Annotated in this window: 4 protein-coding genes; all 4 read left to right on the plus strand. The window is 67.3% G+C overall.

Annotated elements, in window-relative coordinates:
- The 4 genes from CAF53_RS18465 to CAF53_RS18480 all read left to right on the plus strand — a co-directional run bounded on the left by CAF53_RS18465 (position 1) and on the right by CAF53_RS18480 (position 11624).
- The gene (locus CAF53_RS18465) at positions 1-2037 is read left to right on the plus strand and encodes an adenylate/guanylate cyclase domain-containing protein (RefSeq protein ID WP_242443513.1); all 2037 of its coding nucleotides are present in this window, start codon (positions 1-3) and stop codon (positions 2035-2037) included.
- A complete protein-coding gene (locus CAF53_RS18470; protein WP_046763991.1) occupies positions 2024-2785 on the plus strand; it encodes a hypothetical protein in 762 nt (253 codons plus the stop codon). Before CAF53_RS18465 ends, CAF53_RS18470 begins: the two co-directional genes overlap by 14 nt.
- A gap of 164 nt (positions 2786-2949) precedes the next feature.
- Positions 2950-4752, plus strand: coding sequence for a ShlB/FhaC/HecB family hemolysin secretion/activation protein (locus tag CAF53_RS18475; RefSeq protein WP_100239142.1), 1803 nt, complete (start codon positions 2950-2952; stop codon positions 4750-4752).
- A complete protein-coding gene (locus tag CAF53_RS18480) occupies positions 4752-11624 on the plus strand; it encodes a histidine kinase (protein WP_100239143.1) in 6873 nt (2290 codons plus the stop codon). The genes CAF53_RS18475 and CAF53_RS18480 overlap by 1 nt, the downstream gene beginning before the upstream one ends.
- Positions 11625-11667: the final 43 nt, after the last annotated feature.

The raw sequence follows: 11667 nt of genomic DNA on the forward strand, positions 1-11667 counted from the left end.
ATGAGCGGCTTGTGGCGACGCGGTGCGCGAGTGGTTCGCGATGCCGGGCGCTGGCGGCTGGCCTCGACGCTGATCGTGTTGCTGCTGGCGTTGTTCGTGGCCGGCTGGGACTGGAACCGGCCGCTGGACGGCGTGTCCTCACAGCGGGAAATTCCGACCGCCGATGCCGAACGCGGGCTGTACGATTGGCGGGCGGCCACTTTCGCGCCGCGCGTGGCGCAGGACCCGCGCATATTGATGGTGGTCTATGACGACCAGACGTTGATCGCGACCCGGAAACGCTCTCCGTTGGACCGGGGGCTGCTTGCAAGGGCGCTGCGCAATATCGATGCGATGGGCGCGAAGTCGATCGGCATCGATATATTGTTCGACCAGCCGCAGGATGAGGATGCCGAACTGCTCGCCGCGCTGCACGCGATGCGCACGCCGGTCTGGCTGGGCTATGCCAATCTGGGCGACAATCGCGAACAGATCATCTTCGAGCAGCAGCAATTTCTCGACCGCTTCATGGCTCAGGCGCGGACGGATCGGGTGCACCCGGCCAGCATAAGGCTGGAAACCGATGCCGATAATGTCGCGCGAAGCTGGCCTGTTCCGACCAAGGGTCAGCCGCCGCTGCTGACCCTCGCGATGCAGCCTTCGCCGCCGTTCCGTGACTATCGGGGGGCGATCCGGTTCCGCTTGCCGCTCGCTCATGTGGATGGGTCGGAGGCGCCCGTGATCCCTAGCCTTCAGATCGATTTGCTGGCCGATCCCGCCATGGCGCCGGCCCTGGCATCGATGGTGCGCGGCCGCCATGTGCTGATCGGTGGAGACATCGTCGATATCGACCAGTTCGAAACGCCGTTGTCGGGGCGTCAGGCGCGATCGACCATGATCGGGCTGGAGGTGCATGCGACGATGCTGGCCCAATTGCTGGACGGCGCGAAGCTGCCCGCCGTGCCGGAGGGTGCGCGCTGGTTGGCGGCGCTGGCGGTGATCCTGGCCGCGGCGATCACCAGCCTGGCCGAATTGCGCTGGTTCACCCTGCTGCCGGCGCTGGCGGTGCAGGCGGGCGCGATCGCCGGGTTGCCGGTCTGGTTGCAGGCGCGGGGCTGGGATACCAAGGGGCTGCCCGCGGTCGGCTGGGTGCTTGGCTGGGTCTTGGCCTTTACCGCCATCGGGGTGACGGCGCGGGCGGTGACGTCGCAACAGCGCCGGTTCGCGCAAGCCGCGTTGGGCAAATATCTGCCGCGCGATATTGCCGCGCAAATCCTGGCCGAGCCTGAAAAACTGGCGCTTCACGGCGAGAAGCGGCCGATCTTCACCCTGTTCACCGATCTGGAAGGCTTCACCAAGCTCAGCCATGCCATCGCCCCCGAAATGGTGGCGCAACTGCTCAACCGCTATCTCGACATGCTGAGCGACGTGGTCCTGTCGCATGGCGGGACCATCGACAAATTCGTGGGCGACGCGGTGGTCGCCTTCTGGGGTGCGCCGATCGCGCGGTCCGACGACGGGCGCAATGCGGCGCTGGCGGCCTATGCCATGTGGCAGGCGGGGGAGGCTTTCCGCCGGAACCTGCCGCCCGGCGTGCCGCCGATCGGGCGGACCCGTGTGGGGCTGCATCATGGCGAGGCGATCGTCGGCAATTTCGGCGGGGAGGGCCGTATTCAATATACCGCGCTGGGCGACAGCATGAATACGGCCTCCCGTCTGGAAGCGGCGAACAAGGCGCTGGAAACCAATGTGCTGGCAAGCCGGGATGCGATGGAGCGGTCGGGACTGGACTGGTGGCGGCCGATGGGACGGGTCCGGCTGCGCGGACGAGCGACACCGGTGGATCTGTTCGAGCCGGCGCCGGATTTCCCGGTCGGGGATCGGGCGGAACTGGCGGAGATATTGGAGGCATTCGATGCGGAGGATGGCGCAGCGCGGGCCGAGGCCATGAAACGTCTTCAAATGCTGGTTAACCATCATCCGGAGGATGCGGCGCTCGCCAATCTGCTCTATCGTTGCGAATATATCGGGGAAGGAGGAATTTATGGCCTTGGCTAGGATCGCCGCGCGTGGGACTGCGGCAGGATGGGCGCTGGCAGGGTTGATCCTGGCGGTTTTCGGCACGTCGGCTTCGGCCGAAACCATGGTGGTCCGGGCGAGCGGTCCGTCGGCCGCGACCTATCGGCCCGGCAGCAAGCTCGCCGACGGCGGGATGGTCGCGCTCAAGGCCGGCGATGTGGTGACGCTGCTCGATGCGAAGGGCACGCGGACCCTGCGCGGGCCGGGCAGCTTCAGCGTGAGCGCCGCGGCAAGCGCTGCGCCCGCCAATGGAGTCATGCTTTCCGCGCTGCTCGATACCAAGCGGGTAAGGCGGGCGCGTACCGGGGCGGTACGGGGCAATGTCAGCGAAAAAGCTGCCGCGGCGCCCCGCCGTCCGAATTTGTGGATGGTCGATCTGGCCCAGCCGGGACCTTTCTGCGTGGCCGATCCGGCGGCGGTGCGGCTGTGGCGTGCCGATGCGGCCAACGCGGCAACGGTGCGGATCAGCGGCAACGGCGTCAATGCCAGCGCATCCTTCGCCGCGGGCGAGGCCGTGGCGGCATGGCCCGCTGCCGCTCCGATCCGCGAAGGTGCGGCCTATCATCTGGGCGATGGCGCCCGGAGCGCCGAGATCCGCTTCGCCCTGCTGGGCACGGCGGCGGCGCTGGACGGCGTGGCGGCCGGCCTGATCGCCCATCAGTGTGCGGCGCAGCTCGACCTTCTGGTCGACACGGCGGCGCTGGCGGATGGTATGGCGCGAAATTGACGGCCATGGCGCTTGTGGGCGCGTGGACGCGCTGATAACGCGCTCGGAACGGTCGCAAAAGGAGTGGGGGGTGACAGGCCGAAAGGGCCGGCGCCTGCCAAGAAGGACAGGGTAGGGACAAGGCGGCTTCAGGGACGAGCCTGCCGGACGGTTTGGGGACGTCTATGCGCGATAAGGGGTTGGCCAGGACAACGGGGCTGAAGCGCCTGGCTTTGGCGGCGACGATGCTGATGCCGGTGGCGGCCCTGGCGCAGGTCGCGCCGCGCGCGCCGACGCGTGAGGAACTGACTCGCGGCCAATTGCCCGGCGATGCGGCGCGGGAAGGCAACCGGCTGAGCGTGGTGGGCGGAGTCGAGCGGGCGCCCTGTCCGCTGGCCGATCCGCGCTATGCCAATGTCACCGTGAATTTTGCCGATGTGCAGTTCGACGGCCTGCGTGTCGTCGATCCCGCAGCCCTGAAGGACAGTTGGAACGATCTGGCTGGCCGGGACGTGCCAATCGCCAGCCTGTGCGAAGTCCGCGACCGGGTGGCGACGGCCTTGCGCACCATGGGCTATCTGGCGGCCGTGCAGGTGCCGCCCCAGCGCATCGGGAAGGGCGGGACGGTTCGCTTCGACATCTTCATGGCGAAGTTGGTCGCGATCGAGATCCGCGGCAATGCCGGGTATAGCGAGAAGCTGACCGCTGCGCATATGGAGGCGCTGAAGGGGCAGCCGGTGTTCAATGTGCGCGAGGCGGAGCGCCATCTGCTGCTGGCACGCGACCTGCCGGGCTATGATGTGCGATTGGCATTGCGGCCGGCGGGGACTGCGCCCGGCGAAGTCGTCGGTGAGGTGCAGGTGGTGCGGCAACGCGTCGAGATGGACGTCAATGTCCAGAATCTCGGCAGCAACGCGGTCGGGCGTTTCGGCGGGCTGGCGCGGGTGCGTTTCAACGACATGACCGGCATGGGTGACAGCACGGTCTTCAGTATCTTCAACACCGCGCAGCCCAGCGAACAGACCGTGCTCCAGGTCGGACACAGTATGGCGCTCGGCCATGACGGGCTGCGGCTGTCGGGTGACCTGACCTATGCGTGGAGCAAGCCGGGCATAGCCGGGGCGCCCCTGTCCTCCGAAACACTGATCGCGACGGCGGCGCTCAGCTATCCGCTGGTGCGGCGGCAGGTGCATACGCTGCTGGCCACGGGGGGGCTAGACGTTGTGAACCAGGATCTGCGGTTCGGCACGGGCGGGGTGAAGGTGCCGCTGTCGCGCGACCGCATCCGCGTCCTGTTCCTGCGGCTGGAGGGGGAGGTGATCGATCCCGACAGCATCGTCAGCACCACCGGCTATTCGGGGATCGAACCGAAATGGCGGATCGGCGGAGCGATGGAGGTGCGGCAGGGTGTGAGCGCGCTGAGCGCCAGTGAGGCTTGTGGTCCCGCCGCCGCGAATTGCGCCTATCCCGCCATTCCGATCAGCCAGCTGGATGGCGATCCGTCCGCCTTCGTCCTGCGGGCGAGCGCGCTGGCGGAATATCGGCCGGTGCCGGACGTCACCTTCTCGCTCGCGTCCAGGGCGCAATATAGTCCGGATATATTGCTGTCCTACGAGCAGATGAGCGCCGGCAACTATACGGTCGGGCGCGGCTATGACCCCGGCATATTGACCGGCGACAGCGGTGTCGGCATCGCGGCGGAACTGCGTTACGGCAGGATCACGCCCAAGGGACCGGGTGCCGTCGCCCTCCAGCCCTTCGTCTTTTTCGATGGCGCATGGATGTGGCATCAAAGCGCCAATTATGCCGGGCTCGATCCGCAGAAGCTGTATTCGGCGGGCGGCGGCGTCCGTGTCACATGGTCCAACCATGCGCGGCTTGACCTGACGGCGGCCACGCCGCTGCGCAAGGCCGGATTCCAGACGGAGCGGGGCGATACACGCCTGCTCTTTTCGTTCACCACGCAGCTCGTGCCGTGGAGGCGTTGATGATGAACAGATCCCCCGCAAGGCTGCTGCGTGGTTGCGCCAGCGTGATTGCGTTCGCCGCCGCGTGGAGCGCCCCGTCCCATGCGCAGACCGGATTCCAGGGCACGCCTTCCGTCATAACGGGATCGGCATCCATCAATCCCGGCCGCGACACCATCACGGTGAATACGGCCGAAACCGTCATCAACTGGACACCGAGCGATACCAGCGGAACAGGCGTCGTCGATTTCCTGCCAGCCGGAAACGCCGCACAGTTCCAGACCAATGTGAGCGTGCCGTTCAGCGATTACACGGTCCTCAATCGTATCCTGCCGGTCGATGGCGGCGGCCTGCCGGTATCACGCATCGTGGCGCTCAACGGCACGGTCCAGTCCAGCCTGTTCGGCAGCACGGGCGGGAAGATCTGGTTCTACGCGCCCGGCGGCATCATCGCGGGGCCGAGCAGCGTCTTCAATGTCGGATCGCTGGTGCTGACCAGCAACGACATCGATACGACCGGCGGACTTTACGGCAGCAATGGCGAAATCCGCTTCCGCGGCGCGGCGGGCAGCACGTCCGCAGTCGAAGTGCAGGCTGGCGCGCAGATCAATGCGCTGGCGGCAGGCAGCTATGTCGCCCTGGTCGCGCCGCGCGTGGTGCAGGCGGGCACCGTCAATGTCGACGGTTCGGTCGCCTATGTGGGAGCGGAGCAAGCGGACGTCCGTATCAACAGCGGGTTGTTCGACATCACGATCACGGCCGGGACGGGCGATGCCAACGGCGTGGTGCATAGCGGCACGACGACGGGCCCCGGCTCCAGCGGCATCGGAGATTCGCAGCGCATCTACATGGTCGCGGTGCCCAAGAACAACGCCCTGACCATGTTGTTGTCCGGCTCCATGGGATATACGCCGGCCGTTTCCGCGACCTCCGACGATAACGGGGTCGTGCTTTCCGCCGGCTTCGATGTCGCGGGTGGCTTTGCCGATTTCGCCCCCAGCGGCACCCAGGGTGGCAATGCCAGCGGGCATATACTGGTCCAGTCCGGATCGGGGACGCCCACTCATTTCCTGAACAGCGTCACGGCATCGGCCGAGAATGGCATCGCCCTGAACGCGGCCCAGTTCGGGTCGATCGTCGCGGATGGCGACATGATCCTGACCGCGAGGAACGGGGCGAAAGGTGGCACGATCGACCTGCTGACCTTTGGCGGGACCGGCGATGCTGCGACCAACGGGCAGATCAGCATTGCGGGCAGCCTGGGATTGAACGCCAATGGCCTTGGCAATGCCGGGGTGAGTGCGCCGCCTTTGATCGGGGAAGACGCCAATGGAGGCTCGATCAATCTGATCGCCACGGGCGGGTTGATCCAGGCGGCATCGCTGAACGCCAGCGCATCGGGCTATGCCGGTTTCGGCAGCGACCGTTCGGGCAATGCCACCGGCGGCGCGATCACCTTGTCTGCGCTCACCGCGGCAGGGCCCAGCGGGGCGGAGGGCGGCACGCTGCGCTTTGGCAGTACGACGCTGGACGCGTCGGCGGCCATGGGCTTCCAGTCTCCGGCGCCGCCGATCGACGGCGGCAATGCCATGGGCGGCAGCATCATGCTGACAGGCACGGCCGGGGTGGCCAGCATCGGCGCGACCGGCGGCCTCGACCTGGGGGCCGTGACCCTCTCGGCGCTGGCGACGGGGGGTGACGCTGGTGCAGGTCTGGCGGGCAGCGCGACAGGTGGCAATATCGGCCTGATCCTGTCCAGTGGCACGCATTCATGGTCGACTCTTGATGCCGATGTGTCCGCGACGGCGGGTTCCGCGGGCGACGGCGGCCGTTTCGGCGGGGTAACGCCGGGTGCGACCGGAATCGATATCGACGTCGGCGGGACCGGCAGCCTCGTCATCAGTGGCGGCGTATCGCTTTATGCGGACGCCGCCGGGGCGGGCGGCCTGGCATCGGGCGCGACCTTGCGGGGCGGACGAATCGCGGTGGCCGCGCATGACGGGGGAAGCCTGAGCATCGCCCAAAGCCTGTATGCGACCGCCAATGCAAGAGGTTATTCGGGGGATTCCCTGGCGCTTCCGGCGCCGGGTACGCCTGATGCGATCGGCGGGACGATCAGCATCGGCGCGGCGGGCGGCAGTTTCAGCGCGGCCGATCTTTCCGTCTATGCCAATGGATCGGCAGGGGGCGCACCGGGCGCAGCGGGCAATGGAACCGGGGGCAATATTACCCTGTCCGCCAGCATGTCCGGCGGACAGCGGGGCAGCTTCTCGCTCGATTGCACGAGTTTCTTTTGCGAGGCCTCCGCCAATGGCGACGGCGGCTACGGGCTCAATGGTGGCAATGGGACGGGTGGCACGATCCTGCTCTATGCCGCAGATGCCGATTTTTCCGCCTTGGGCGATTTGCAGATGCACGCCGAAGGCCATGGCGGGGGAACCGCCTATGACGGACTGCCCGGCCGCGGCGGCGATGGACTGGGCGGCAGCGTGACGGTGGAGAGCCGTGCCGGAACCGGCGTGATGACCTTTGGCAATCTCTCCTTGTCGGCGTCCGGCACCTCGGTGCCTTCCATCGAGGGGATCAGCTTCAACGACGGCGATGGCGGCAACGGCACGGGCGGCACGGTGAACCTCAACGTGCTGGGCGGCAGCCTGACCGCCGGCATGGTCGATGTGCAGGCCGCCGGTTTTGGCGGGGCGTCGGCCATGAATTGCCCGAGTCCGATCTGCGAGGGTGGGGGGACAACGCCCTTCCGTGCGGGCAACGGACTTGGCGGAACGGCCGGATTCCTGATTTCAGGTGGCACGGCGACCATCGGGACGCTGACCATCGGTGCTTCCGGGTCGGGCGGCGCGGCCGATGGGATGGACGTCGCCCCGTCAGCGGCGGCACTGGCCGGAACCGGGCAAGGCGGCACCGCACGGATGGAATCGCGTGGTGGCGACTTGCAGATCACGACGCTGGATATCGATGCGAGCGGCTTTGGCGGCGAAGGCATGGCCTATTACGCTCCCAACGGTGCCAATGGCGGGACCGGCACAGGCGGTAATGCCGGATTGCTGATGACCGCGGGCAGCAGCGGGCAAGTGCGGGTCGATGGCGGCGTGACCGTTCAGGCCCTGGGCAATGGCGGCAATGGCGGCCAGAACGGTTTCGATGACCAGGGCCTTTACAGTGCCGGCGCGGGTGGTGGCGGGACCGGCGGCACGGTCGACGTGACGTTGGCGGGCGGCATGCTCACAACCCCGTTCCTGTCAGTGTTGGCCGTGGGCACGGGCGGCAACGGAGGCAGCGACAACAATGGCGGCGCGGCGGGTGACGGCGCGGGCGGCACGGCGCGCTTTTCCTATCTGAACGAAGGCCATCTCATCGGCGATGTCACGATCAAGGCCGACGGGCTGGGCGGTCAGGCGGGCAGCAGCCGCATCTTCATCGGCTATGACAGCAATTTCAAGCCGATCTACGACAATGGCAATGGCAGCGGCGGCGCGGGCGGCGACGGTGCGGGCGGCAATGCCGCCATGCTGGTCGACGTCGATCCGGCCTTCACGACCCTGATCGTCAGCGCGGATGGCATCGGCAGCACCGGCGGTAACGGGGTGACGGGCAGTGACGGGGGCGTGGGCACGGGCGGTATCGCGGCGCTCAACCTGGCCTTCGGCGCGACCGCGGTGAGCGATACGTTGAGCGTGACCGCCAATGGCCTGGGCGGCCTGGGCGGTTCGGGCTATGACGATGTCGGCGGGCGTGGAGGCGATGCCTTTGGCGGATCGGCTACCCTTGCCCTGTCGGGGACATCGACCGTGCTGGATGCGGGCGATATCGCTGTGTTGGCCCAAGCGCTGGGCGGAATGGGCGGCGCTGGCGGATTACGCAGCGGTTCCGGGCTTGCCGGGGCCGCGGGCGGCCATGCGACCGGCGGCAATGCCTTGTTCGACATCAGCGCGGGTGCGACGGCGGTCCTGGGCGCCGCGTTGCGGATCAGCGGCGATGCGACGGGCGGCGCTGGGGCGCCGGGCACGGCCGGGGCGCTGGGCGGCGCTGGCGGAGCAGGAGGCAATGCGAGCGCGGGATCCGCCACCTGGCGCATCGACGGCGCGCATCTTGGCTTTGCAACGGGTCTGCCCAGAACGCCAGGCTATACCATAACGGCGGTCGGTCAGGGCGGCATGGGCGCCGATGGCAGCGCGGGGAGCAATGCGGGCCTGAGTGGCGGCACGGGCGGTCGCGGCGGCGATGGCCAGGGAGGCACCGCGGCCTTCCAGGCCAATGATGGCGATTATGCGCTGGGCGGTCTAGACCTGCTGGCCGATGGGTCGGGAGGGGTCGGCGGTACTGGCGGAAACGGACCGGCAGGCGCGTCGGCGGCGGGTCTGGCTGGTCTTGGCGCGGGTGGCGCGGCCAGCTTCGTCAATGGCGATGGCGGCACGCTGATGCCGGGGGCTCAGCGGCTGATCGACGCGCTCACCATGCGTGCCAGCGGCACGACGGGCGGACGCGTGACCTTTGCCGACAACAGTATGGCGGTCAATGGTGGACTGCGCGTCAGCGGATCGGTTGGGCTGGTCAGCGCGGGTGCGCCGGTGGCGGGCTTTTCCGGCATCTCCGTCAGTGCGGCCAACAGGGTGCAGATCGGCGGCAACGCTGATTTCACGAGCGACGGTCCGCTCGCCTTCGCCTTTGCGGGGATAGGCGGTGTGGCGGTGACGGGGGCACTGACAGGCACGTCGGGAACGAATATCGCCCTCAGCCATAGTGGCCGACCGGCAGGGAGCGACAGCCTGTCTGCCGACAGCATCCTGTTCACCACTCCGGGGGATGTCAGCCTGCTTTCCGCCGGATCGCTGCGGGCGGTCAACAGCCTGACGATCCTGAGCCAAGGTGGCAATATCAACCTCGCCAGCGGCAGCGTGCTGGATGCAGGCACCGACTTGCGGCTTTATGCGCTGGGCAGCCTCGATGGCGCGGGCGCCAGCGTGGCAGCGGGCGGAGCTGTGGCGATCGGCCTGGGAAGCGCGGGTGATATCCTGCTGGGCAATCTGACCTCCGGCGGGTTGTTGGATCAGGCCGATGCCAGCGGCAATGCGCTGGGCACAGGCGGTATAGCGATCGGCGGCGATTTCGCCGTCAGCGGACAATTGAGCATCGGTGCGGGCAGTGGAACCATCTCCGCCGCCAGCATCGTTATCGGCACATTGCTGGCGGACAGCCAGTCGCTGACTGCAAGCAGCGGCGGGATACGGGTCGGCAATGCCGCCCTGACCGGACTGTTGCAGCTTCGTGCGCTGAATGGTCTGGCGCAGTTGACCGGGCAGGTGACGGCCGGGTCCATCGATATCGCCGCCGACGGCATCGCCAGCAATGGCCTTGGCGCATTGACGGGCGATCTGCTGCTGCAATCCGGCACCAGTCTTACGGTCACGAATGCGCAGGCGGCGGGTGCCATCGGGATGACCGCCAGCACGGGTGGTCTCACGATCGGCAATGCCATCGCGGGCGGCAATCTGAGCCTGACAGGGCTTGGGATCAGCGCCCAGCGGCTTGGCGCGGGCGGGCAGAGCCTGTTGAATGCCGGGACGGGTGTGCTGAGCGTGGCTGACATCGCCTCCACCGGGGCTATCACCGCAAATGGTGCAGCCGTGAGCCTGGGTGCGGGCGGCGCCATGATCATCGCGCAGGCCACGGCCACTGCGGGGGCATTGACGCTGGATGCAGGCGGTGATCTGAGCATCGCCAATGCCTCTGCCACTGGGCCGATGACTGTGAACGCCGGCGGCCTGGCGAATATTACAGGGACGCTCGGCGCTCCGACGATCGCCATTGCGTCCGGCGACATCGCTATCGGCAACGCCGCGCAGATCGGCAGCCTCAGCGGCACGACCAGCATCGGCTTCCGGTCGGTGAATGGGCAGCAACCGGCCTATATCGGCGGCGGCGATGTGACGGGAGCCTATAGCCTGTCGGCGGCGGAACTGGCGCGGGCGGCGGCGGGCAATATCGCCATCGATGCGCCGTCGCGCGGGACTGCGACGCCCGATCTGATCGTCCAGGACCTGACCTTGGGCGCGGCCAATCTTGCCAGCGGGGGGACGCTGAGCATCGGTACGGGCGGGCGCCTCAGAGTGCAGGGTGCGCTGCGGCTGACCGGACGGTCGGGACAGGGCGGGCTCGCATTGTCGGCGGGACAGGCATTGGAAATCATCGCCGGCCCCGGACTGATCGATATCAGCGATGTGAATGGCGGTCTGGCGGGCGTATTGTCGTTAAGCGCCCCCAGCGTCATCGCGGCCACCCTGTCGGCACTGTCGGATGTGGCGGCCACACCGACCCTGAATGGCCGGGAATTGCGGCTGGCGCAGAATGACGGACTGGTGAGCGATGCGGGAACGTTGCGTGCCGGGACGATCAGCGTCGATGTGAGCGATGCCTTCTATATCCAGAATAGCGGCATTTCGAACCTTTTCACCGACCGGCGCGGGTTTACGGCCGACCGATTGCTGATCGCATCTCAGGGGACGAGGCCGCAAATCGCCATCAACGGCCAGCTTGTCCGCTCGACCGGCGGTTTTGCGACCGGGCTGGAGACCATTCCGCTGGTGGCGATCGCCGGAGGCTTCGCTCCGGGTTCGAAGATCAACGGCTGCCTTATCGGGGGGGCTTGTTTCGCCTCGACGCTGGAAAATCGCGATACTCTGGATGCGGTGCTCGATCCCTCGGTGGCGGTGGGACGCATCTTCACCTTGTCCCTGATCGAACTGCGCGACATCATCGCCCAGGGTTATCCGCCGCTGATCGACGAGCCGGTGACGGGCGCGGGCAATGAGGATCTGTGGGAGCGGTCCTGCGGCAGCGCGGACGAACCGGGCTGTGGCGACAATGACAAACGCTGATGCGCGGCCACAGGCAAAACGGGATTGAAACAACGGGTTGAAC

The sequence above is a fragment of the Sphingobium sp. LB126 genome (assembly GCF_002795205.1).
Classification (GTDB): Bacteria; Pseudomonadota; Alphaproteobacteria; order Sphingomonadales; family Sphingomonadaceae; genus Sphingobium; species Sphingobium chungbukense.

Excerpts from the sequence above, each read along its gene's own strand:
- CAF53_RS18475 (WP_100239142.1), top strand. The coding sequence starts at position 2,950 with ATGCGCGATAAGGGGTTGGCCAGGACAACGGGGCTGAAGCGCCTGGCT.
- CAF53_RS18480 (WP_100239143.1), top strand. The coding sequence starts at position 4,752 with ATGATGAACAGATCCCCCGCAAGGCTGCTGCGTGGTTGCGCCAGCGTG.
- CAF53_RS18465 (WP_242443513.1), top strand. The coding sequence starts at position 1 with ATGAGCGGCTTGTGGCGACGCGGTGCGCGAGTGGTTCGCGATGCCGGG.
- CAF53_RS18470 (WP_046763991.1), top strand. The coding sequence starts at position 2,024 with ATGGCCTTGGCTAGGATCGCCGCGCGTGGGACTGCGGCAGGATGGGCG.